We start from the raw sequence: 21869 nt of genomic DNA, 5'->3' as shown, positions 1-21869 counted from the left end.
CACGTAGAGCCGCCCCATGAATGAACTGATTTCCCTGTTCGGCGATACCCGCGACCCGGGCCTGCTCCTGCTCGCCAGCTACAACCCGTGGCTGGTGCTGCTTTCGCTGGCTATCGCGGTGTTCACCTCGAGCATGGCGCTGCAAATGGCCGGTGTGGCGCGTGCCAGCGCCAGTCTTCTCTATCGCCAGGTGGCGATCGGTACCGGTGCGCTGGCCCTTGGCGGTGGCGTCTGGTCGATGCACTTCATTGGCATGCTGGCCCTGCAACTCTGCACCGAAGTCAGCTACGAACCGGGTATCACCGTGTTGTCGGTGGTGCCGAGCCTTGGCGCGTCCTGGGTCGCCCTGCAGTTGCTCTCGCGACCGCGCCTGAGCGCCAGCGCCCTGTGGGTCGGCGGCCTGCTGGTGGGCGCCGGGATCGGCGCCATGCACTACGCCGGCATGGCGGCGATGCGCATGGGCCCGCTGCTGCGTTTCGATCCGATCTGGTTCGCCCTGTCGATCGTGGTGGCGGTCGGCCTTGCCGTGCTGGCGTTGTGGATTCGTTTCCGCCTGGCACGCGTGAAGAACCTGTCCTCGTTCCAGGCGGTGCTGATCAGCGGGAGCGTCATGGGGCTGGCGATTTCCGGCATGCACTACACCGGCATGATTGGCGCCCGTTTCGTCGGCAGCCCGACGCTGGACGTAGCCCAGAGCGCGCTGCACGCGAACTACATCGCCCTCGCCGTGACACTGATCGCGCTGACCCTCAGCGTGTTCGTGCTGGCTGCCAACAGCCTGCTGCGCTACCGGCTGATGTACCTGCAGATGCAGAGCAGCGAATCGAAGATGCGCACGCTGCTGGATACGGCGGTGGACGGCATCATCACCCTCGACCAGCGCGGCCATATCGTCAGCGCCAACCGCCTGGTCGAACGGCTGTTCGGCTGGTCCACCGAAGAGCTGATCGGCCGCCACTTCGAGATGCTGATGCCCGAGGCGGTGCGCCGTGAGTATGCCGGCTACCTGCACGCCTACGCGCACGGGGAGCCGGTGGACGTCGTTGGCCAGAGCCGCGAAACGCTCGGGCTGCGCCGCGACGGCACCTTGCTGCCGATACGCCTCGCACTGGGCATGGCGATGCTGCCTGACCAGATCCTCTTCGTCGGTTTCATTTCCGACATCAGCGAGCGCAAGGCGATGGAGCAATCGCTGCGCGAAAGTGAGCAGCAATATAGCTCGCTGATTCGCAACATCCCCGGGGTGTCCTTCCGCGTGCTGCTGGACGAGTACTGGACCGCCCTGTTCATGAGCGACGCGGTGGAGGGGCTGACCGGCTGGCCGGCAGAGGCGTTCATGGCGCAGGAAGTACGCATCGGCGAACTGATTCATCCCGACGACATGAAAGCGTTCGACGACGAGGTGAGGGCCTCCATCGCGGCCGGGCAAAGCTATGTGATCGAGTACCGTTTGATCGACCGCGAGGGTCACGAGCACTGGATCTGGGAGGGCGGCAGCGCCGTGCTCAATGACCAGGGCCAGCCGCAATGGGTCGACGGGGTGATGCTGGACATCACCGAGAGCAAGCTGCGCAACGCCGAATACGAAGGCACCGTGGAAGCCATTAGTCGCGTGATGGGCATGATCGAGTTCGATCTGGAGGGGCGCGTACTCACCGCGAACGCGAACCTGCTGGCGCTTTCCGGCTACACGCTGGAGGAAATCCAGGGTCGGCACCATAGCCTGTTCTGCTATCCCGACTACGTCGCCAGCGACGAGTACCAGGACTTCTGGCAGCGCCTGCGCGCGGGTGAATACGATGCCGGCGAATACCATCGGCGCGGCAAGAATGGGCGAAACATCTGGATTCAGGCGTCCTACAACCCGATCTTCGATAGCGATGGCAAACCTTTCAAGGTCGTCAAGTTCGCCACCGACGTCAGCGCCCGCCATGAAATCCAGAACCAGTTGCGCCTCGCCAAGGAGCGCGCCGAACAGGCCGCGGCCGCGAAAACCTCGTTCCTGGCCAACATGAGCCACGAGATCCGGACGCCGATGAACGCGGTGATCGGCTTCTCCGAGCTGTTGCTCGGCACCTCGCTGGACCCGACCCAGCGCCGCCATCTGGAAACCGTGCGGCACTCCGCGCGTTCGCTGCTGGGGCTGCTCAACGACATCCTCGACACCGCCAAATTGGAAAAGGGCGCGCTGGAGCTGGAGAGCGTGCCGTTCTCGCTGCGCGAGCTGTGCGAACAACTGGTCGCCTCGCTCAGCCTGAGCGCCGAGGCCAAGGGGCTGAGCCTGACGCTGGATTATTCGGCCGAGCTTGGCGCCTGGTTCTCCGGCGACCCGCTGCGCGTGCAACAGATACTGACCAATCTGCTCGGCAACGCGGTGAAGTTCACCGAGGCGGGCAGTGTGCGCCTGGCGGTGTTCGACGACCAGGGGCGTGTGCACCTGCGCATCGAGGACAGCGGCATCGGCATCGCCGCCGATCGTTTGCAGAAAATCTTCGATCCGTTCGCCCAGGCCGACGCCTCCATGAGCCGGCGCTTTGGTGGCACCGGTCTCGGTACCACCATCGCGCGCCAGTTGTGCGAGCTGATGAGCGGCGAGATCACCGTGGAGAGCGAGCTGGGCGTCGGCAGCGTGTTCCACGTGTTGCTGCCGCTGAAGGCAGTCGACGCCGGCCCGCTGGCCCTGGCGCCGCTGCGTCAGGAGCTGCCGCCGCTGGACATCCTGCTGGCCGACGACGTGCCGCAGAACCTCGAGCTGCTGAGCATGATCCTCGGCGAGCAGGGCCACCGTATCGTGCAGGCGCGCGACGGCGCCGAAGCCGTCGCGGCGTTCGAGTCCGGCCGCTTCGATATCCTGCTGCTCGACGTGCAGATGCCCGGCATGGATGGCCTGGAAGCGACCCGGCGGATTCGCGCCATCGAAGCGCAGCGCGGCATGCCGCGCACGCCGATCATCGCGATCACCGCCAGCGTGCTGGAAAAGGACCGCCGCAGCGCCCATGAAGCCGGAATGGACGGCTTCACCTCCAAGCCGATCGACGTCGCCGCGCTGTTCGCCGAGCTGGGCCGGGTGTTTGGTTTGCGTGCCGCGGCGAGCGTGCCGTCGGTGAGTGAGCCGGCCCACGGCGACGTGATCGACTGGGCGAGGGGCATGCGCCTCTGGAGCAGCGAACCAGCCTTGCGCGACGCCATTTCGCACTTCCTCGAGCAGAACCGGGACGCCTGTGCGCGGCTCGGCGCGGCGTTGCGTGCCGGCGATCGAAAAGCTGCCGTCGCGCAAGCCCATCGGCTGCGCGGGGTGGCGGGCAATCTGGCGCTGGTGGACCTCTGCGAGAGGGCCGCTACGCTGGAACAGGCGCTGAAGAATCCGGCGATGAGCGCTTTCGACGACCTTCAGGCTCAGTTGGCCAGCGCCTTCGCCGCGGTCACCGACAGCCTTGCTCTGCATGCGCCGCGCTCCGCTCCGAACTTCGCCGAGGCGGCGGACATGCCCTTCGATGCCGCCGCGCTGCGGGCACTGCTGCCTGGCTTCATCGACAGCCTGGAGCATGGCGAACTGAACGAGCCGCTGTGGGCGTCCGTGCGCAGCGCACTGGGCGAGGACGCCGCGGGGGCAGAACTGGCTGCGCTGGAACAGCTGCTCGAGGATTTCGAATTCGAGCGGGCGGCGCAGCAACTGCGGGGTCTGCAGGGCAGGTTGAGCACGGAGGAGGTCGCGTGATGGATCGAATGGACAATCGGCCCACGTTGCTGCTGGTCGACGATGAAGCGACCAATCTGCAGGTGCTCCGGCACATCCTGCAGGACGATTACCGGCTGCTCTTCGCCAAATCCGGCGCCAAGGCCCTCGAGCTGGCCCTCACCGAGTCGCCCGATCTGGTCTTGCTGGACGTGATGATGCCGGGCATGACCGGCCTCGAGGTCTGCAGCGCGCTCAAGGCCGAGCCGAGCACCGCGAGAATACCGGTGATCTTCGTCACCGCCCTGGCGGATACCGACGACGAGGCCAAGGGTTTCGAGGTCGGCGCCGTGGACTACATCACCAAACCGGTGAGCCCGCCGATCGTCAGGGCGCGGCTGCGCACTCATCTGTCGCTGGTGCACGTCGAAACGCTGCGCCAGACCCGCCTGGAAATCGTCCAGCGGCTCGGGCTGGCGGCGGAGTACAAGGACAACGAAACCGGCCTGCACGTGATCCGCATGAGCCATTACTCGCAAGTGCTCGCGCGTGCGGCCGGCTACAGCGAGGCGCAGGCGGAAGAGTTGCTGCACGCCGCGCCGATGCACGACGTCGGCAAGATCGGCATCCCGGACGCCATCCTGCGCAAGCGCGGCGCCCTCGACGAGGACGAATGGCGGGTCATGCGCAGCCACGTGACCATCGGCGCGCGGATCATCGGCGAGCACCCCTCCGGCCTGTTGCGCACCGCGCAACGCATCGCGCTCGGGCATCACGAGAAATGGGACGGTTCGGGTTATCCTCTCGGGCTGGCAGGCGAAGCCATCCCGCTCGAGGCGCGTATCGTCGCGATTGCCGATGTCTTCGATGCGCTCACCAGCGTGCGCCCCTACAAGGCGGCATGGACGGTGGAGGACGCCCTGGACCTGCTCCGGCGTGAAAGCGGACGGCATTTCGATCCGCGGCTGGTCGAGCTGTTCATGGGTTGTCTGCCGGACGTACTCGCAATCAAGGCCCGCTGGGCGGAGGAGTGAATCCCGCTCCGGCGGACCGACTTTTCATTCCAACGGAGAAACCTGATGACCTCGAATTCCCTGCAGGACGCCGTAGCCGAGCTGGCTGCCGCCCAGGTGCTGGCCAAACCGGTTGCCTATGAAATCGACGGCACGCCCCACGAAGGCTGGCTGGTGCATTCCGCCTCGCTGGCCGCGCCGCGGCCCGGCCTGCTGATGGTGCCGAACTGGATGGGGGTGACCGGCAATGCATTGAAGAAGGCCGCGCGTGTCGCCGCCGAGCGTTACGTGGTCTTCGTAGCGGATCTCTACGGCAGCGCCGTGCGTCCGCAGAATGCCGACGAGGCGGGCGCCGCCATCGGCCCGCTGGGCGCCGACCGCGGGCTGCTGCGTAAGCGCGCGCAGGCGGCGCTGACGACGTTCCAGGCCCAGGCCGGCGAAGCGCAACTCGACCTCGATCGTCTGGGCGCCATCGGCTTCTGCTTTGGCGGTTGCACGGTGCTGGAAATGGCCCGCGCCGGCGTGCCGCTGAAGGGCTTCGTTTCCCTGCACGGCACCCTGGATACGCCGAACCCGGAAGACGCCCGCAATATCCGCGGCTCGGTCCTCGTGCTGCACGGCGCCAATGACCCGCTGGTGCCGCAAACCCAGGTCCAGGGCTTCATCGCCGAGATGCAGGCGGCGCCCGGCGTGGACTGGCAACTGGTGCAGTACGGCGGTGCCGTGCACTCGTTCAGCAACCCGGCGGCCAACATGCCGGGGATGGCCGAATACCATCCGGTAGTGGCGGCGCGGGCGTTCCGCGCGCTGGACGACTTCTTCAGCGAAGCCTTCGCGCCGCGCGCCTGATCGGGCAGCTCTAGGCTGGCAGCTCGATGCGCCCGGTTTCGCCGGGCACCTGCGGCCAGTCGCCTGCGCTCCAGCGCTGACGGGCGCGCTCGATCAGCGCCGGGTCGCTGGCGACGAAATTCCAGTTCATCCGTCGCGGCCCGTCCAGCGGTGCACCGCCGATCAGCACCAGGTGCGAACTACCGCAGGCGCTCAGCGTCAGCGCTTCGCCGGGCAGCAATACCGTCAGCGTCTGCGCCGTCAGCGGCTGATCCTCCACCAGCGCCTCGCCATCGATCAGGTAGAGCGCGCGTTCCTCGTGTTCCGCCGGAATCAACAGCGACGCCCCTGCGCTGAGGCGTAGTTCGGCATACAGCGTTGGCGAGAGCACCGGCACCGGCGACTTCAGGCAGAAACCCTCTCCCGCGATCAGGCGGATATGCACGCCCAGGCTTTCGCTGGCTGGCAGGCTGTCGGCCGGGTGATGGCTGTAGCAGGGCTCGCCGCATTCGTCCGCGCGTGGCGACGCCAGCCAGACCTGCAGGCCGTGCAGCAGCGAGCCGCGTTCGCGCAGCGCCTCGGGCGTGCGCTCGACATGAGCCACCGCGCTGCCGGCGGTCATCCAGCTCACTTCGCCAGGGCGCACCTGCTGCGCCGAGCCGAGGCTGTCCTTGTGCAGCAGCTCGCCCTCGAACAGGTAGGTGAGGGTGGACAGGCCGATATGCGGGTGCTGCAGGATGTTCATGCCATGGCCGGGCGGGTACTGCGTCGGCAGCATGTGATCGAAGAACACGAAGGGGCCGACGCTGCGGCATTGCGCAGCCGGCAGGCTGCGCAGGATGGCCTGGCCGGCGAGTTCCTCGCGGTGGGCACGCAGAAGGCGAAGTTCGGACATGACGACGCTCCAGTTGAAGGTGCGAGGAGGATGCCCGCGTTACGCCTGGCAGAAAAGCGCTACTGGCTGAAGGCGCCTTCGCTGAGCTGGGTGTCGATGCTCACCTCGGCGGTGGTCATCAGCTTGTGCAGCGGGCATTTGTCCGCCACGCGCAGCAGGCTGGCGCGCTGCTCGGCGGTCAGCGAGCCCTTGAGCGTGAGGACCACGCTCAAGGCATAGCGGCCCTGGCGCTCCTCGCTGCCATCGTGGCTGACCTCGACGCTCACGCCGGTCAGCGGAATGCCCTTGTCGCGGGCGTAGCGGGTCACGGTGAGCGCCTTGCAGGTGCCCAGGGCGACGTCGAAGTAATCGTGCGGATCGGGCGCGCTGCCTTCGCCGCCGGCCGAGGTCGGCAGGTCGGTGTAGAGCTCGTGGCGTTCGTCCACCTCGATGCGCTGGCGGTAGTTGTCGCTGGATTCGCTGCTGACGATCACGCTCATCGTTGTTCTCTCATGCGGGAAGGCTACCCAATGGAGCGCTTATTATCGACGACGTTCCCTGCCGCTTGAAAGTCGTGGGCGGGAGGCGCCGCAGGCACGCCGATTGGATTATTCTGCGAGGCACCGACCACCATGGAGCAGACACACACGATGCAAGCGGATTTCTGGCAGGCACGCTGGTCACGCAACGAAATCGGTTTTCACCTCGACGAGGTGAACCCCTACCTTCGGCGCCACTGGCCCGCGCTGGGCGTGGAGGAGGGTGCGCAGGTGCTGGTGCCGCTGTGCGGCAAGAGCCTGGATATCGACTGGCTGGCGGCGCGCGGTCTGCGCGTGATGGGCGTGGAGTTGGCGGAACGGGCGGTGCAGGACTTCTTCGCCGAGCGGGAACTGGAAGCGCAGGTCGAGCAGCGCGGCGTGTTCAGCGTGCATCGGCATGGCGACATCGAGCTGTGGTGAGGCGATTTCTTCGCCCTGAGCGCCGAGGACGTCGGCGATTGCGCGGCCCTCTATGACCGCGCCGCGCTGATCGCCCTGCCGCCGACGATGCGCCGTGCCTACGTAGAGCACCTGGAGCGCATCCTGCCATCGCGCAGCGACGGCCTGCTGATCACCCTCGACTATGACCAGGCGCAGATGAGCGGCCCGCCGTTCGCCGTCGCGGACGCGGAGGTGCGGGAGTTGTACGCGGGCTGGCGGATCGAGCCGCTGGAGTCGCTGGACGTGCTGGGTGAGAACTGGAGATTCCTCCAGCGCGGGCTGACGCGGCTGCAGGAGAGCGTCTACAGGCTGCGTCGATAGCCAGGTCGCGGGCAGCAAAAAGGGCGGTCGAGACCGCCCTTTTTTCATGCCCGCCCGAATCAGCCGCGCTGGCGCAGCGCCTGGATGCGTTCCTCCAGCGGCGGGTGGCTCATCAGCAGCCCGGCGAGGCCGTTCTTCAGGCCGCCGTTGATGCCGAACGCGGTCAGGCTGTCGGGCATCTGCACCGGCACGCCCTGCTCGGAACGCAGGCGCTGCAGGGCGCCGATCATCGCGTTGGTGCCCGCCAGGCTGGCGCCGGCCTCGTCGGCACGGAACTCGCGACGGCGCGAGAACCACATGACGATGATCGAGGCGAGGATGCCCAGCACCAGCTCGGCGAAGATGGTCGCGACGAAGTAGCCGATACCGTGGCCGTCCTCGTTCTTGAAGATCGCCTTGTCGACGAAGTTGCCGAAGATTCGCGCGAAGAACATCACGAAGGTGTTCACCACGCCCTGGATCAGGGCCAGGGTGACCATGTCGCCATTGGCTACGTGGCCGATCTCGTGGGCCAGTACGGCTTTCACCTCGTCCGGCGAAAAGCGTTCGAGCAGGCCCTGGCTGACGGCGACAAGGGCATCGTTGCGGTTCCAGCCGGTGGCGAAGGCGTTCGCCTCGTAGGCGGGGAAAATGCCCACTTCCGGCATCTTGATGCCGGCGTCGCGGGACAGTTGCTCGACGGTTTGCAGCAGCCACTGCTCATGGCGGGTACGCGGCTGGCTGATGATCTGCGTGCCGGTGCTCATCTTCGCCATCCACTTGGAGATGAACAGCGAGATCAGCGAGCCGGCGAAACCGAAAACGGCGCAGAAGACCAGCAGGCTGCCGTAGTTCTGACCGGTGAAGCGGTCCACCCCGAGCAGCTTGAGGGTGATGCTGGCGATGACCAGTACCGCCAGGTTGGTGGCCAGGAACAACAGGATGCGCATCATGGTTAAAACGATCCTCACGGGATAACAGAGTAAGTACGTCGGCTATATAAGGGGCGCCATCGGTCAGTTCAACCAGGCTCTGGTATCAAACTGTGTCCTGGGCGCCCTGCGGCGGGTCATTCCGGCGCGCGGTCGAAGATCAGCCGGGCCAGCCGGGCGATGCGCTCGCTCTGGCCCTCGGCCAGCGCCTCGCGCAACTGGTGGGCGAGGGTGCCCTGCACGCGGCGCACGGCCGCCGGCAGTTCGGCGTCGCCGGCCACGTGCGGTACCGCCCTGGACAGGCGCAGGAAGCCCTTCTCGCTGAGTACTGCCTGATCGAGCGCTTCGTAGCGGATGCTCGACTCGTAGCGGATGTAGCCCTCGTCGGCGAGCCAGATCAGCGCGCCGAGGCAGTTCTGGTGGCGCTTGCTCGGCAGGCCGAATTCGTCGGGCTCCTCGAAACCGATGAGATCCACGACGTACAGCCCGACCTTGCGCGGGAACGCCTGATAGAGCAGCAGCATGCCGGCAGCGGCATCCTTGTAGAACTCGTCGATCTGCAGGTCCATCAGGCGCCCCGCTGGCTCACTGGCGATAGGTCTTGAGGAAGTTGCCGATGCGCCCGATGGCCTGCTCGAGGTCGTCTACGCGCGGCAGCGTGACCACCCGGAAGTGGTCCGGCCACGGCCAGTTGAACGCGGTGCCCTGGACGATCAGCAGTTTCTCCGACAGCAGCAGGTCGAGGACGAACTTCTCGTCGTTGTGGATCGGGCAGACCTTCGGATCGATCCTCGGGAACGCGTAGAGCGCGCCCATCGGCTTGACGCAGCTGACGCCGGGGATGTCGTTGAGCAGCTCCCAGGTGCGGTTGCGCTGCTCCAGCAGGCGGCCATTGGGCAGCACCAGGTCGTTGATGCTCTGGTAGCCGCCCAGCGCGGTCTGGATCGCATGCTGGCTCGGCACGTTGGCGCACAGGCGCATGTTGGCAAGGATGTCGAGGCCCTCTATGTAGCTCTGCGCGTGCTGCTTGGGCCCGGAAATCGCCACCCAGCCGGAGCGGAAACCGGCCACGCGGTAGGACTTGGACAGCCCGTTGAAGGTCAGGCAGAGCACGTCCGGGGCCAGCGACGCGGTGGAAACGTGTACCGCGTCGTCATAGAGGATCTTGTCGTAGATTTCATCGGAGAACAGCGCCAGGCCATTCTGCCGCGCCAGTTCGACGATGCCCTCGAGCACCGCTTTGGAGTACACCGCGCCGGTCGGGTTGTTCGGGTTGATCAGTACGATCGCCTTGGTGTTCGGCGTGATCTTGGCCTTCATGTCGGCGAGGTCGGGGAACCAGCCGGCCTGTTCATCGCACAGGTAGTGCACCGGCTTGCCGCCGGAAAGCGCCACCGCGGCGGTCCACAGTGGGTAGTCGGGGGCCGGGATGAGCACCTCGTCGCCGTTGTTGAGCAGCGCCTGCATCGACATCACGATCAGCTCGGAAACGCCGTTGCCCAGGTAGATGTCCTCGATCCCGACGCCTTCGACCTGCTTCTGCTGGTAGTACTGCATCACCGCCTTGCGCGCGCTGAACAGGCCTTTCGAGTCGCTGTAGCCCTGCGCGGTGGGCAGGTTGCGGATCACGTCCTGGAGGATTTCCTCGGGCGCCTCGAAACCGAACGGCGCCGGGTTGCCGATGTTCAGCTTGAGGATGCGCTGGCCTTCCTCTTCCAGGCGCTTGGCGTGCTTGAGCACCGGGCCGCGGATGTCGTAGCAGACGTTGGCGAGCTTGTTCGATTTGCTGAACTGCATGAGGCTGGATGTCCCGAATGGCGCGGCGGACGGTCGCGCTTGGAGGAGGGCGGAGAGGGGGCGGGCCGCAACCCGGACGCCAGGCCGCTGTCGAAAGTCAGGCATGATACGTCCGGCCCGATGACCGGAAAAGGTACAGCCCGGGCTTTTTTCCGCTACGAGGTAACCCCATGGACAAGCTTGAAAAAAACCTGGACGCCTGGCGCGAGGAGCTCTCCGACGAGCAGTTCCACATCTGCCGCCTGGGCGGTACGGAGCGCCCGTTCACCGGTAAGTACAACGACAGCAAGACGCCCGGCCTCTACCGCTGCGCCTGCTGCGACGCCGCATTGTTCGACTCCGAAACCAAGTACGACTCCGGCAGCGGCTGGCCGGCGTACTTCCAGCCGGTGTCGCCCGAGGCGATCCGCGAACTGGAGGACTTCAGCCACGGCATGCACCGTGTCGAAGTACGCTGCGCGCGCTGCGACGCCCACCTCGGCCACCTGTTCCCAGATGGTCCGCGCCCGACCGGTATGCGCTACTGCATCAACTCGGCGTCGCTGAAGCTGGAACCGCGCGACGCCTGATTCCACCAGAAGCACCGCCCCCGTAGGGTGGGCTTCAGCCCACCTTACCTAACGCTGTAACGTCGCTGCTTGGCGAACTGAAAAGGTCTCGTGGATCAAGATAAATTGTGTGCAATTCAATTGATTGCTATGTTTCGCCTTCTTCCATCGACAAGGACAACAATCATGGGCGACGTACTCCTCGACATACCCTGCACCACCATCAAGGGCGAACAGAAATCCCTCGCCGACTTCGGTGGCAAGGCCCTGCTGGTGGTGAACACCGCGAGCAAGTGCGGCTTCACCCCGCAATACCAGGGCCTGGAAAAGCTCTGGCAGGATTACAAGGACCGTGGCCTGGTGGTGCTTGGTTTCCCGTGCAACCAGTTCGGCAAGCAGGAGCCCGGCGACGAGAGCGCCATCTCCGAATTCTGCGAACTGAACTTCGGTGTCAGTTTCCCGCTGTTCAAGAAGGTCGACGTCAATGGCGCCGCCGCGCACCCGCTGTTCGTCCAGTTGAAGAAGCGTGCTCCCGGCTTGCTCGGCAGCCAGGGCATCAAGTGGAATTTCACCAAGTTCCTGATCGGCGCCGACGGCCAGCTGGTCAAGCGTTTCGCGCCCACCACCAAGCCCGAGGAGCTGACCGGAGAGATCGAGGCGTTGCTCAAGTGAGTGCTGCCGAGGAGGCCGGTCTGGCGCTGGATCAGCAGATCTGCTTCAAGCTGTACGCCGCTTCGCGGGCGGTCATCCGCGGCTACAAGCCGATGCTCGATGCGCTCGGCCTGACCTATCCGCAGTACCTGGCGATGATGGTGCTCTGGGAATGGCAGGCCAGCGATCCCGGGCAGCCGACGGTCAAGGCGCTGGGCCAGCGCCTGATGCTGGATTCCGGAACCCTGACGCCGTTGCTCAAGCGCCTCGAGCAACTCGGCCTGGTACGCCGGCAGCGCGCCGTTCGGGACGAGCGGGAGGTGCACCTCGGTCTCACCGAGGCTGGCCTGGCCTTGCGTGGCCAGGTTCCCCCGGTGCAGCAGCGCCTGCACTGCATGGCGGATGTGGATGCCGGTGAGCTGATCGAGCTGCGCGAACGACTGGACCGGCTGCTGCACCTGCTCGATCGCTGAAGGGCGGTTCGCTAGTGGGCGGAGGGTGAAAACCAGGTGTCGAGCATCGCCGCCAGTTCTTCGCGGCGGAACGGCTTGGCCAGGTAATCGTTCATCCCGCAGCTGCGGCAGCGCTCGCGTTCGTCCGGCAGGGCATTGGCGGTGAGCGCGATGATCGGCAGGTCGGCCCAGCGTCCGTCGCGACGAATTCGCCGGCTGGCTTCGTAGCCGTCCATCACCGGCATGTTGCAGTCCATCAGCACCAGATCGACGTCCTGCTCCTCCAGGTACGCCAGCGCCTCGGCGCCATGTCCGGTGACCGCCACCTCGCAGCCCAGCTTGCCGAGCATGCCCTTGGCCACGAGCTGGTTGACCGCGTTGTCTTCGACCAGCAGCACCCGTGCGCGGCGCAACGGCTTTTCCTCGCGCTGCTGTGGATCGACGTTGGTCGGCTCCTGGCCGAGCAGGCGTGACAGCGACTGCGCGAGCGCGGCGCGCGACAGCGGTCGTGCCAACTGCTCCAGCGGTGCCAGGTGCGCCGTTTCCTCGGTCGGCAGGAAGTTGCCGTAGGCCGTGATCAGCAGCAGCGGCGCCGAGGTTTCGGCTCGCAGGCCGAGCAGGTTTTCCGCGCGATCGCTGATCAGCAGATCGACCTTTGTCCCGGAGAGCGACTGCGAAGGGTCCTGGCGCCAGTACTTCAGGCCGAACGCCGGCAGCCAGGTGTCGAGGAGTTCATCCAGGCCGCTGTCGGCGGCGATCTGCGCGACGACCCGCCCGGTCATGCGGTGGACGGGCGCGGCCAGCTGGTGCGCCGGCAGTGGCAGGTCGACGATGAACTGGCTGCCCTGGCCTTCGCGCGAATCCAGCTCAAGCTCGCCCTGCATGGCTTCGCAGAGGCGCCGTGCCAGCGCCAGGCCGAGCCCTGTGCCGCCGTACTGGCGGGTGATGCCGGCGCCGCCCTGGGCGAACGGATGGAAGATCCGCGCCTGGGCCGCGGGCGGGATACCGATTCCGGTGTCGCGGACGATGATGCAGACACCGTTCGCGCTGGGCCGGACCTTCACATCGACGCGACCCGTGCGGGTGAACTTGAGCGCATTGGAAAGCAGATTGCTGACGATCTGCCTGACACGCGTCGGATCGCCCAGCAACTGGCTCGGCAGCCCCGGCGAGATCAGGCAGGTTAACTCCACGCCGGGGCTGGCGTTCTGCGACAGCAGGCTGGCGGTGTCCTCCACCAGGCTGCCGAGGTCGAAGGGGATCCGCTCCAGCTCCAGTTGCCCGGCCTCGAACTTGGACAGGTCGAGGATATCGTTGAGCAGCTCCACCAGGACCTTGCCCGAGTCATGGGCGATCGACAGCTGCTGGCGCTGCTCGGTGCCTAGCGGGCCGTCCATCGACAGCGAAAGCATCCCCAGCAGGCCGTTCAACGGCGTCCGGATTTCGTGGCTCATGTGAGCGAGGAAGGCGGCACGTGCCTGCGCGGTTTCCTGTGCGGTTCGCTTGGCGGCCTGCAGGTCGCGGTTGGAGGCCATGAGGCGCGCGTTGGCCGCTTCCACTTCGGCGGTGCGCGCCGAAACGATGTCTTCGAGTTCGCCGAGGTACTGCGTCAGTCGATTCTCGGCTTCGCGGCGCTGCTCGATCTCGGCACTGGTCAGCTGCAATTGCTGATTGATGGCATGCACCAGCACGCCGATTTCGTCGTGCTCGTGGCCCGCCGGTAGCTCCAGCCGCTGATGCGGATCACGCGGGTCGCGGGTGCTCAGTGCACGCGCCAGGCCGACCAGCGGCTTGGTCAGCATGGCGTAGAACATCACCAGCAGGATCAGCGAAAGCAGCAGGCTGCGGGCGAAGCCGGAAAGAAGGGTGATCAAGGAGCGGCGCAGGAAGTGGTCGCCGAAGGCATAGGTGTCGACTTGCAGACGCAGCAGGCCGAGGTTCTCGCCGGGGTCGTGGTCGACGAACAGGGTCGATTCGAAGCCGCGGTGCTCGCCAAACAGCATGTCGCTGAACAGTCGATAGCCGTCGACATGCGGTGTCCGGCTGACGCTCGCCAGGGTCACCCCGTCGTTGTCGATGATTTCCGCACGGATCACGGCGGGGGATTGCAGCAGGCCTTCGACCAGTTCCTGCGCCAGTTCCGCGTCGATGTTGTAGGCGATGCGCGCCGCGGGGTTGTGGGCGATTTCCAGCAGCGTCTGCATCTCGCGATCGATGGACGCATCTTCGCTGGCATAATCGACGCCAACCTGGATCAGGCTCAGTAGCGTGCCGAGAATGAATGCTACCAGTACCGTCAGGCTGGCCTGCTTGAATGACAAGCGGTCGGTGAACGATATATCCATGGGTAGCGGCCAACTCGAGTCCGTCGCCGTCCAAGCATAGCCCAATCAACCGCGTCGCCGGCATCGCCCGGTGCGTCATCGACGAGTCGCAGGAGTATTCGATGGAACCCCGTTTGTCCGCCTTTCTGGAACGTGCCGAAAGCCTCCTGGCCCGCCTTGATCCGCTGCTCCCGGCGGTGCGCCCTCCGCTCGACTGGGACCACTGCCTGGCCGCGCGCTGGCAGCGCGAAGGGCGCTCCGGTTTCCTGTTGCCCTTGCAGGTCAGCCTCGACCTGAACCTCGACGACCTGATCGGCGTCGACCGCCAGCGCGAGCAGCTGGCGCGCAACACCCGGCAGTTCCTCGACGGCCTGCCGGCGAACCACGCCTTGCTCTGGGGCGCTCGGGGCACCGGCAAGTCGTCACTGGTCCGGGCGCTGCTGGCTGAAAACGCTGCCGCTGGCCTGCGCCTGATCGAGATCGAGCGGGATCACCTGGCCGATCTGCCGCGGGTGGTCGAGCAACTGATGCGTCTGCCGCAGCGTTTCGTGCTGTTCTGCGATGACCTGTCGTTCGAGGCGGGCGAGGGCGACTACCGCGTGCTCAAGAGCGTGCTCGACGGCTCGCTGGAGCGCGCGCCGGAGAATGTGCTGCTCTACGCCACCTCGAACCGCCGCCACCTGGTGCCCGAGAAGCAGAGCGACAACGAGAACTGGCAGATGGTGGATGGCGAGCTGCACCCCAACGAGGCGGTGGAGGACAAGATTGCGCTGTCCGACCGCTTCGGCCTATGGCTGTCTTTCTATCCCTTCACCCAGGAGCATTTCCTCGATGTCGTGCGCCACTGGATCGGCAGCATGGCGGAACAGGCGGGCCTGAAATGGCAATGGAGCGAGGAGCTGGAGAAGCAGGCGATCCGCTGGGCTTCGGGTCGTGGCAACCGCAACGGGCGCTGCGCGTACCAGTTCGCCCGCCAGTGGGTCGGGCTGCAATTGCTGGGGACCGAGGCATGATCGCGCTCGACGAGGTCGGCGAGGGCCTCGAAGGCTACGGCCTGCTGGCGGCGCAACTGGAATCGCTGCTGGCCGGCGAGCGCGATTTCATCGCCAACGCGGCGCAGTTCTCGGCGTTCCTGTTTCATGAGCTTGGCGCGCTGAACTGGGCGGGGTTTTACCTGGCGCGTGGCGAGGAGCTGGTGCTGGGGCCGTTCCAGGGCAAGGTGGCCTGCGTGCGGATTCCCTTCGGGCGTGGCGTCTGCGGCACCGCGGCGGCAACCGGGAAAACCCAGCGGGTCGAGGATGTGCATGCATTTCCGGGTCACATCGCCTGCGACAGCGCCTCGAACAGCGAACTGGTCATTCCGTTGCTTAAGGACGGGCGACTGATCGGCGTGCTCGACCTGGACAGCCCCGACCTGGCCCGCTTCGGTGAGGCGGACCAGCAGGGCCTGGAGCGTCTGGCGGCGATCTTCCTGCGGCTGACCGACTGCTGAGCGTAGTCCTCAGTCGTAGATTTTCTTCTTCTGCCAGACGTCATCCTCCTCCAGCTGCGACAGGCCGGCATTCAGCTCGGTGTTTTCTTCCAGATGTGGCTGGTCGGAGGCGAGGATCATCGCTTCGGTCTGCGCCAACTGTTGCTCCAGCTTCTCGCGCTCTGCCTTGTACTGCGCGACGTTGGGCTGCTTGCGCAGGAACTGCACGCCACGCTCGTAAGCCAGCCGCGCCTGACGCGGCAGCTTCTGTTGCAGCGCCTGCTGACCGAGGTTGGTGAAGAACTCGATGTGGAGCAGCACCAGGATGTGCCGCACGTTGGCGATCCACTGCTTGGCATCGTTGGCCGAGAGCAGGCCTTCCTGCGCGGCGCGGGTGATCTGCCCGTGCAGCGTTTCCAGCTGGAAACGCACTTCCTTGGCCTGACCGTCATTGTTGATCGGCTGCGGCGGGTTGCCCGGGACTATGCCTTCACCCTGGGCGAACAGCGGCTGCAGGTAGGCGATGCGGGCGCGCAGCTCGGCGTTGTTCTTGTCGACCGTCAGCAGCCGTTCGCTGAGCTTGAGCTCCAGCCCGACCAGCAGCAGCTTGAGCGACGGCGTCATGTACTGCCCGGGGAAGACCTCCGACAGATCGCCGATGCGACGGGTGCGGTCCGTGAGGTCAGCGCGCAGCCGCGCTTTCTCCAGCGCGTTGTTTTCCACCATGTGGTTGATGTAGCCGATGCCCAGCAATAGCAGGATGCCGGCGGCTACCAGAACCGAAATGACGATGGGTGACATCTTCTTCACCTTAGTAGTGTGCGCGTTTTGCCCGAGTGTAGAGGCTTGGCGTGTCATCCGATAGTGGCGCGCTGACAGCAGTTGAAGTCGTTGATTTAAAAAAATATTTGAAGGGTGCTTGACGACCTTTCGAAGGCTAAATAGAATGCGCGCCACTTCCAGCGTGAAGCCAAAAGCGAAACGCCAGAAGCCGGAAAAGAAGTTGTAAGTTCCGGGCTGCGTCCCCTTCGTCTAGTGGCCTAGGACACCGCCCTTTCACGGCGGTAACAGGGGTTCGAGTCCCCTAGGGGACGCCATTGCGGGAATAGCTCAGTTGGTAGAGCACGACCTTGCCAAGGTCGGGGTCGCGAGTTCGAGTCTCGTTTCCCGCTCCAAATCTGCAGTCAGGCTCACCAAAGCCTGATAGCCAAAAAAGGCGGCCTCTGGGCCGCCTTTTTCGTTTTCGGCATTCTTCCCATGCGCGGTGCTCTCCCGCGCGGCGTCCCCAGCGAAGCTAGCCGGCCAGCAGTTCCGCTGCGTACCTCTCGAGGCGTGCTTTCACCAATGCGGCGCCATGCCGGGTGAGTACGTTCATTTCCGCTTCGGACAGCCGCCTCAGGTTGGTATCGATGGCCGAGGCGAAAGCGGCGTCGCCGGCCTGGGCCTCGCCTTCGGTGCTGTCTATGGAGAACCACATCGGTTTCGGCCCGACGCCGGCCAGGGCGCGATGCTCGAGGCGGTCGAATTCCAGGCCGCGTATCTGTTCCATCATGATATCCAGCCCGGCCTTCAGGACGATGGCGCCGGATTCCGTGGGGCGGCTGTCGAGAGCGAAGGGCTTGCCGCCGTCGCTGACGATCAGGTAGTCCAGTGCATTTCTCTTCGCCAGCAGCGGGTTGATGCCCATGTTGTCGTAGACGCCACCGTCGGTCAGGGTCACGTACTCCATGGCGAACTCGGTCTTCGGTTGGTAGCGGTCGGGGCCGAGCCGAAGCGGCGGGAAGACCGGTGGAAACGCCGAGGACGCCGCGACTGCCAGGCTCAGGGGGAAGGCCGGTGCTTCGATCACGCCGAGTTCGTACTCGCCGAGTTCGCTGGGTTTGCCGCCGCCGGAAACGAAGAAGAACAGGTTCCCGGTCGCCAGGTTGGTGGCGTTCAGATAGAGGCGTGGACCCGCGCTCAAGGCCGCCAGCGTTTTTCCGCTTACCAGATGCTTGTCGTAGGAGTCGGCGAGTTTTTCCAGGCGGGTCTCGAAGATGTCCAGGGCGCCGCCAATGAACGAGGCTACCGCGATCGACTGGGTACGCAGGTAGCTGTCGAGCGGCCCCAGCCTGTTCTGCGCCTGCCAGTTCAGCGCCACGCTGGCACCGGCGATGCTGCCTCCGCTGACGCAGCTGATCAGGTCCAGCTTGCCGAGCAGGCCGAGCGCCTCGAGCTGGCGCATCACGCCCAGATGAAACGCCGCCGAGCGAAATCCTCCGCCGGACAGCGCCAGCCCGATTCGTTTGCTTTGTCCATTCAGCTCGATCGCCATGTCGATGTCCTCTGTGGCTTTTGCGGGAGCATCTGGCCAGAAGCGCTGACATCGCTGGCTGAAGCTGCGACATAGGCTAGCAGCGCGCTGGGAAGCGCCAACGACCCGGGCGGGTGAAATCGCCCTTCGGCTAGTCGATGTGGCGATAGCGATGAGGCCGAATCGGTCTATGGACGGCTTTTGACAGGGGTCTGATTCGACTCTTGACTGCAAACACCCCGGCAGTGCTTGAGTCTTCCTGCCGTTCAGTACGTTCGGTCAACGCCGTTGGCAAGGACATCCGATGGGCAACTCCGACTACCTGCAACCGGCCATGCGCAAGCTGCGCGTGTACGCCCTCGATCCACAGGCCTCGACGCTGATCGAGACGGCACGGATCAACCACGCCACGGTGTCGATTCCCTGGGAGGAACGCTGGGAGGAGGGCATTTCGCCGGGGCCGGTGAACGAATACCTGGAGGTCATCGACGTCGATCCCGCCAGCGACCAGTTCTACCAGCCGGTGGACCTCAACCACCCGCATCTGCTGGCGCAGGATGGCCTGACGCCGTCCGAGGGCGATCCGCGTTTCCATCAGCAGATGGTATTCGCCGTGGCCATGAAGACCGTCAAGCTGTTCGAGCGGGCGCTGGGGCGCAAGATCTTCTGGTCGCCCATCTGGGATGGCGAGCAGTACCAGCCGGTGCCGAAGCTGCGCATCTATCCGCATGCGCTGCGCGAGGCCAACGCCTATTACAGCCCGAGCAAGAAAGCCCTGCTGTTCGGCTACTTCAAGGCGTCGCTGAGCGATCCGGGGGTGAACCTGCCGGGCGGTTGGGTGTTCACCGCGCTGTCCCACGACATCGTCGCCCACGAAACCACCCATGCGATCCTCGACGGGCTGCATCGGCGCTACATCGAGTCGACCAGCGTCGACAGCCTGGCTTTCCACGAGGCATTCGCCGACATCGTCGCACTAATGATGCATTTCACCCTGCCGGAAGTCGTTTCCAGCCAGTTGGCTACGCGCCGCGGTCGCCTGTCCGAACGTTCCTGGCTCACTGGGCTGGCGCGCCAGTTCGGCGAGGCGACCGGGCGTTACGCGGCGCTGCGCGAAGCCATCGACGACAAGAACGGCGACCAGTTGCCCGATCCCACTCTGCTGGCGACGCTGACCGAACCGCACGAGCGGGGCGCGATCCTGGTGGCGGCCATCTTCGATGCCTTCGTCACCATCTACGAGCAACGCACGGCGGACCTGATGCGCCTTTTCGGTGGCGACGAGCAGAATCCGCGGCCGCTGGCGCCCGAACTGATCGAGCGCTTGACCCGCGAGGCGGTGAAGTCCGCCGATCATGTGCTGCGCCTGTGCATCCGCGCGCTGGATTACCTGCCGCCGGTGGACGTGCACTTCGGCGAGTTCCTGCGCGCCATCGTCACCGCCGACACCGATCTGGTGCCGGACGATCCGATGCACTACCGCCTGGCGGTGATCCAGGCGTTTCGCCGTCGCGGCATCCTGCCCGACCGGTGCCTGTCGCTGGCGCCGGACAGCCTGCTCTGGGAGTCGCCCATCGACCCGCCGGCGGTGGACGAGTTGCTGCAGTTCAAATACTCGGCACACGGGAAAACCGCCGCCCAGTTGCGGTTGACGCCGCAGTACCGGCGCGACAAGGCCTTCGCCCAGTCCGAGGAGAACCGCCTGCTGGTCTGGCAATGGCTGATGCGCTCCCAGGCCAGCGATCCGCAGTGGGAGCGCACGCTCGGCGTCTGGTTCATGGCCCGCGAGGCGGCCGAGGGCATCGCCGGTTCGCTGTTTCCCGGCACGCGCGGGCATGCCAGGCAGCCTGCCGTCGAAGTCCATTCGGTGCGCACCAGCCGGCGCGCCGGACCGGACGGGCAGGATCTGCGGCAACTGGTGATCGAGATCACCCAGCGCCGTCGCGGCTACTTCTCCGAAGAACGACAACTGGCGCAGGACGCCCTCCCGCTGGCACCGGCGGAACCCGGCAGCTGGGATTTCACCTTTCGCGGCGGCGCCACGCTGATCATCGACTTGCGCGACGGCTCGCTGCGCTACGTGATCCGCAAGCGCATCGACGACGGTGTTCGCCTCGATGCTCAACGCCATTTCCTGCAGGCCGGGCAGGCCGGACTGGCGATGACCTACCGGGGCCGCGCAAGCAGGACAATCCGTTCGCCATGACCCACCGCGGAGTCTGACCCCATGGGCGCATCCATTCCCAACGGCTCCATGGCGGTACGCATGTACCGCGGCATCCTCGGCGACTGCTTTCTGCTGCGCTACGGCCAGGCCGAACGCGACATCCACATCCTCATCGATTGCGGCGTGCTGCAAGGCGTGAAGGGCGCGAAAGAGCAGATGAGGCGCATCGTCGACGACCTCCACGCCACCACCGGCGGGGTGCTGGATCTGGTGGTGCTGACCCACGAACACCACGATCACCTGTCCGGTTTCCTCTACGAGAAGGAGCGCTTCTTCGGCGACGCGTTCACCATCGACGAGCTCTGGCTCGCCTGGACGGAGAACCCGAGCGATCCGCAGGCGATCCGTCTGCACGCCCGATTCGACAGGGTGAAAAGCGCGCTGGCGAAAGTCACCGCGATCGCCCGTTCCAGCAGCGCCTTCAGCCAGGACCCGAGGATCGGCACGGTGGCGTCGCTGGCGGAATTCATCCCGCCTGCCGACGGCGGTGATGCAGTAGGCGCCAAGCAGTCGATCATCGAACGGCTGCGGCGCAAGGCGGGCGGGCAGGCAACGTGCTACCTGGAACCGGGCGACGTGGTCCGGCCGCGGGCGGCGCCGACCTTGAAGGTCAACGTGATGGGGCCGCCGCGCGACGAGCTGCGCCTGCGCAAGGACCTTCCATCGGCGGGCACCGGCAAGGAGGTTTACCTGAGCAGTCTCGACGAGGCGATCGCACTGGAGGACCACGCCCTGCGAGCGCTCGGTGAGCCCGTGGTGGAGCAGGGTTCGCCTTTCGCCCAGCCGCACCGGCGCAGCCGAGAAGAGGCGCGAAAGGCGGGGATGGCCCAGCCTCCCGGTCCTTTGGCGAGCGTCGAGCAGCGCTACTTCGACGCCGACCAGGCGTGGCGGAACATCGAGGACGAATGGCTCGACAGCGCCGAGTGCATTGCCCTGAAGATGGATTCCGACACCAACAACACCAGCCTGGTGCTGGCGTTCGAGTTGCCCGATGGCCAGGTACTGCTGTTCCCCGGCGATGCCCAGGTCGGCAACTGGATCTCCTGGGGCGACCAGACCTATCCGCGCGCCGCCATCGATGGCGAGCCGGCGCCACAGGTGCTGGACGACATCCTTCGGCGGGTCACGCTGTACAAGGTCGGCCACCATTGCAGCCACAACGCCACCGCCAAGGCCCTTGGCCTCGAGAAGATGACCGACTCGCGCCTCGTGGCGATGATCCCGGTGGTCGCGGCCGTCGCCGAGGGCAAGGGCTGGCAGATGCCTTACCCGGAACTGCTGACAGCGTTGCAAGCACGCACGCAACGCCGCGTGCTGGTCGGCGACAGCGATCCCGAGCGCGAGGCCGATATCTTCGCGCAGAACCCCACCAGCAGCCGCGCTCCGGCGGAGCTGAGCTATGCGCAGGATGGGTTGTGGGTCGAGCTGGGCATTCCCTGCGCGGTATGACGCGCCGATGACCGAGCCTGATTTCGGCGATGCCGGCCGGCCGCCTGAAGGCGA

Annotated in this window: 18 protein-coding genes, 2 tRNA genes and 1 pseudogene; 13 read left to right on the top strand and 8 right to left on the bottom strand. The window is 65.7% G+C overall.

The window, feature by feature from the left end:
* The first annotated feature begins 16 nt into the window (after positions 1–16).
* The 3 genes from B2X67_RS07185 to B2X67_RS07175 are packed head-to-tail and all read left to right on the top strand — an operon-like array spanning position 17 to position 5538.
* Positions 17–3718: a PAS domain S-box protein gene (locus B2X67_RS07185; protein ID WP_286785071.1), complete on the top strand. Its 3702-nt coding sequence runs from the start codon at positions 17–19 to the stop codon at positions 3716–3718.
* A complete protein-coding gene (locus tag B2X67_RS07180) occupies positions 3718–4710 on the top strand; it encodes an HD-GYP domain-containing protein (RefSeq protein WP_286785070.1) in 993 nt (330 codons plus the stop codon). Before B2X67_RS07185 ends, B2X67_RS07180 begins: the two co-directional genes overlap by 1 nt.
* Before the next feature lie 45 nt (positions 4711–4755).
* A complete protein-coding gene (locus B2X67_RS07175; RefSeq protein ID WP_286785069.1) occupies positions 4756–5538 on the top strand; it encodes a dienelactone hydrolase family protein in 783 nt (260 codons plus the stop codon).
* Between the two features lie 10 nt (positions 5539–5548).
* Here the strand turns inward: B2X67_RS07175 and B2X67_RS07170 are convergent, their stop codons facing one another.
* Both B2X67_RS07170 and B2X67_RS07165 read right to left on the bottom strand, forming a co-directional pair.
* Entirely contained in the window at positions 5549–6412 is an 864-nt protein-coding gene (locus B2X67_RS07170; protein ID WP_286785068.1) for a pirin family protein, read from the bottom strand.
* Positions 6413–6471: 59 nt separating this feature from the next.
* Positions 6472–6891 (bottom strand): OsmC family protein, encoded by a 420-nt coding sequence (locus B2X67_RS07165; protein ID WP_273229179.1) that lies wholly within the window; start codon positions 6889–6891, stop codon positions 6472–6474.
* Positions 6892–7041: 150 nt separating this feature from the next.
* On the opposite strand from B2X67_RS07165, the pseudogene B2X67_RS07160 reads away from it, so the two are divergent.
* Positions 7042–7692, top strand: a pseudogene (locus B2X67_RS07160) (thiopurine S-methyltransferase).
* 59 nt (positions 7693–7751) lie between these two features.
* On the opposite strand, the gene htpX reads toward B2X67_RS07160, so the two are convergent.
* The 3 genes from htpX to B2X67_RS07145 all read right to left on the bottom strand — a co-directional run bounded on the left by htpX (position 7752) and on the right by B2X67_RS07145 (position 10400).
* Entirely contained in the window at positions 7752–8624 is an 873-nt protein-coding gene (gene htpX, locus B2X67_RS07155) for a protease HtpX (protein ID WP_273229177.1), read from the bottom strand.
* A 116-nt stretch (positions 8625–8740) separates the two neighbouring features.
* The gene (locus tag B2X67_RS07150; RefSeq protein WP_286785067.1) at positions 8741–9172 is read right to left on the bottom strand and encodes a hypothetical protein; all 432 of its coding nucleotides are present in this window, start codon (positions 9170–9172) and stop codon (positions 8741–8743) included.
* A gap of 16 nt (positions 9173–9188) precedes the next feature.
* Complete coding sequence (locus B2X67_RS07145) at positions 9189–10400, bottom strand: pyridoxal phosphate-dependent aminotransferase (RefSeq protein WP_286785066.1); 1212 nt, start codon at positions 10398–10400, stop codon at positions 9189–9191.
* 170 nt (positions 10401–10570) lie between these two features.
* On the opposite strand from B2X67_RS07145, the gene msrB reads away from it, so the two are divergent.
* From msrB to B2X67_RS07130, 3 genes are all read left to right on the top strand, one after another.
* Positions 10571–10969 carry a peptide-methionine (R)-S-oxide reductase MsrB gene (gene msrB, locus B2X67_RS07140; protein WP_286785065.1) on the top strand — a complete coding sequence of 133 codons (399 nt, stop codon included), beginning with the start codon at positions 10571–10573 and terminating at the stop codon, positions 10967–10969.
* Between the two features lie 165 nt (positions 10970–11134).
* Positions 11135–11620 (top strand): glutathione peroxidase, encoded by a 486-nt coding sequence (locus B2X67_RS07135; RefSeq protein ID WP_090229219.1) that lies wholly within the window; start codon positions 11135–11137, stop codon positions 11618–11620.
* Complete coding sequence (locus tag B2X67_RS07130) at positions 11617–12072, top strand: MarR family winged helix-turn-helix transcriptional regulator (protein WP_286785064.1); 456 nt, start codon at positions 11617–11619, stop codon at positions 12070–12072. The genes B2X67_RS07135 and B2X67_RS07130 overlap by 4 nt, the downstream gene beginning before the upstream one ends.
* A gap of 11 nt (positions 12073–12083) precedes the next feature.
* Here B2X67_RS07130 and B2X67_RS07125 read toward each other — a convergent pair whose 3' ends face one another.
* A complete protein-coding gene (locus B2X67_RS07125) occupies positions 12084–14396 on the bottom strand; it encodes a hybrid sensor histidine kinase/response regulator (RefSeq protein ID WP_286785063.1) in 2313 nt (770 codons plus the stop codon).
* Between the two features lie 101 nt (positions 14397–14497).
* Between B2X67_RS07125 and B2X67_RS07120 the strand changes: the two genes are divergently transcribed.
* On the top strand, positions 14498–15388 hold the full coding sequence (locus tag B2X67_RS07120; RefSeq protein WP_286785062.1) for an ATP-binding protein: 891 nt from the start codon (positions 14498–14500) through the stop codon (positions 15386–15388).
* A complete protein-coding gene (locus B2X67_RS07115; protein ID WP_273229171.1) occupies positions 15385–15867 on the top strand; it encodes a GAF domain-containing protein in 483 nt (160 codons plus the stop codon). The genes B2X67_RS07120 and B2X67_RS07115 overlap by 4 nt, the downstream gene beginning before the upstream one ends.
* A 9-nt stretch (positions 15868–15876) precedes the next feature.
* Here B2X67_RS07115 and B2X67_RS07110 read toward each other — a convergent pair whose 3' ends face one another.
* Entirely contained in the window at positions 15877–16647 is a 771-nt protein-coding gene (locus tag B2X67_RS07110) for a hypothetical protein (protein WP_090229208.1), read from the bottom strand.
* Positions 16648–16867: 220 nt separating this feature from the next.
* On the opposite strand from B2X67_RS07110, the gene B2X67_RS07105 reads away from it, so the two are divergent.
* Positions 16868–16943, top strand: a tRNA-Glu gene (locus tag B2X67_RS07105).
* Positions 16944–16945: 2 nt separating this feature from the next.
* Positions 16946–17021 (top strand) — tRNA-Gly (locus B2X67_RS07100).
* Positions 17022–17140: 119 nt separating this feature from the next.
* Here B2X67_RS07100 and B2X67_RS07095 read toward each other — a convergent pair.
* Positions 17141–18160 (bottom strand): patatin-like phospholipase family protein, encoded by a 1020-nt coding sequence (locus B2X67_RS07095; RefSeq protein ID WP_286785061.1) that lies wholly within the window; start codon positions 18158–18160, stop codon positions 17141–17143.
* A gap of 283 nt (positions 18161–18443) precedes the next feature.
* On the opposite strand from B2X67_RS07095, the gene B2X67_RS07090 reads away from it, so the two are divergent.
* The gene (locus B2X67_RS07090) at positions 18444–20345 is read left to right on the top strand and encodes a hypothetical protein (protein WP_286785060.1); all 1902 of its coding nucleotides are present in this window, start codon (positions 18444–18446) and stop codon (positions 20343–20345) included.
* A gap of 21 nt (positions 20346–20366) precedes the next feature.
* Complete coding sequence (locus tag B2X67_RS07085) at positions 20367–21815, top strand: MBL fold metallo-hydrolase (protein ID WP_286785059.1); 1449 nt, start codon at positions 20367–20369, stop codon at positions 21813–21815.
* Positions 21816–21869: the final 54 nt, after the last annotated feature.

It is taken from the genome of Pseudomonas sp. UBA3153 (genome assembly GCF_002364635.1).
In the GTDB taxonomy this organism is placed as follows: domain Bacteria; phylum Pseudomonadota; class Gammaproteobacteria; order Pseudomonadales; family Pseudomonadaceae; genus Pseudomonas_O; species Pseudomonas_O kuykendallii.
The sequence above is the reverse complement of the archived record's forward strand: the minus strand, read 5'-3'. Positions and strand labels throughout refer to the sequence as shown.

What these genes read in the sequence shown, in the direction of transcription:
- B2X67_RS07185 (WP_286785071.1), top strand. Translation starts at nt 17, where the DNA reads ATGAATGAACTGATTTCCCTGTTCGGCGATACCCGCGACCCGGGCCTG.
- B2X67_RS07180 (WP_286785070.1), top strand. Translation starts at nt 3,718, where the DNA reads ATGGATCGAATGGACAATCGGCCCACGTTGCTGCTGGTCGACGATGAA.
- B2X67_RS07175 (WP_286785069.1), top strand. Translation starts at nt 4,756, where the DNA reads ATGACCTCGAATTCCCTGCAGGACGCCGTAGCCGAGCTGGCTGCCGCC.
- B2X67_RS07170 (WP_286785068.1), bottom strand. Translation starts at nt 6,412, where the DNA reads ATGTCCGAACTTCGCCTTCTGCGTGCCCACCGCGAGGAACTCGCCGGC.
- B2X67_RS07165 (WP_273229179.1), bottom strand. Translation starts at nt 6,891, where the DNA reads ATGAGCGTGATCGTCAGCAGCGAATCCAGCGACAACTACCGCCAGCGC.
- htpX (WP_273229177.1), bottom strand. Translation starts at nt 8,624, where the DNA reads ATGATGCGCATCCTGTTGTTCCTGGCCACCAACCTGGCGGTACTGGTC.
- B2X67_RS07150 (WP_286785067.1), bottom strand. Translation starts at nt 9,172, where the DNA reads ATGGACCTGCAGATCGACGAGTTCTACAAGGATGCCGCTGCCGGCATG.
- B2X67_RS07145 (WP_286785066.1), bottom strand. Translation starts at nt 10,400, where the DNA reads ATGCAGTTCAGCAAATCGAACAAGCTCGCCAACGTCTGCTACGACATC.
- msrB (WP_286785065.1), top strand. Translation starts at nt 10,571, where the DNA reads ATGGACAAGCTTGAAAAAAACCTGGACGCCTGGCGCGAGGAGCTCTCC.
- B2X67_RS07135 (WP_090229219.1), top strand. Translation starts at nt 11,135, where the DNA reads ATGGGCGACGTACTCCTCGACATACCCTGCACCACCATCAAGGGCGAA.
- B2X67_RS07125 (WP_286785063.1), bottom strand. Translation starts at nt 14,396, where the DNA reads ATGGATATATCGTTCACCGACCGCTTGTCATTCAAGCAGGCCAGCCTG.
- B2X67_RS07120 (WP_286785062.1), top strand. Translation starts at nt 14,498, where the DNA reads ATGGAACCCCGTTTGTCCGCCTTTCTGGAACGTGCCGAAAGCCTCCTG.
- B2X67_RS07115 (WP_273229171.1), top strand. Translation starts at nt 15,385, where the DNA reads ATGATCGCGCTCGACGAGGTCGGCGAGGGCCTCGAAGGCTACGGCCTG.
- B2X67_RS07110 (WP_090229208.1), bottom strand. Translation starts at nt 16,647, where the DNA reads ATGTCACCCATCGTCATTTCGGTTCTGGTAGCCGCCGGCATCCTGCTA.
- B2X67_RS07095 (WP_286785061.1), bottom strand. Translation starts at nt 18,160, where the DNA reads ATGGCGATCGAGCTGAATGGACAAAGCAAACGAATCGGGCTGGCGCTG.
- B2X67_RS07090 (WP_286785060.1), top strand. Translation starts at nt 18,444, where the DNA reads ATGGGCAACTCCGACTACCTGCAACCGGCCATGCGCAAGCTGCGCGTG.
- B2X67_RS07085 (WP_286785059.1), top strand. Translation starts at nt 20,367, where the DNA reads ATGGGCGCATCCATTCCCAACGGCTCCATGGCGGTACGCATGTACCGC.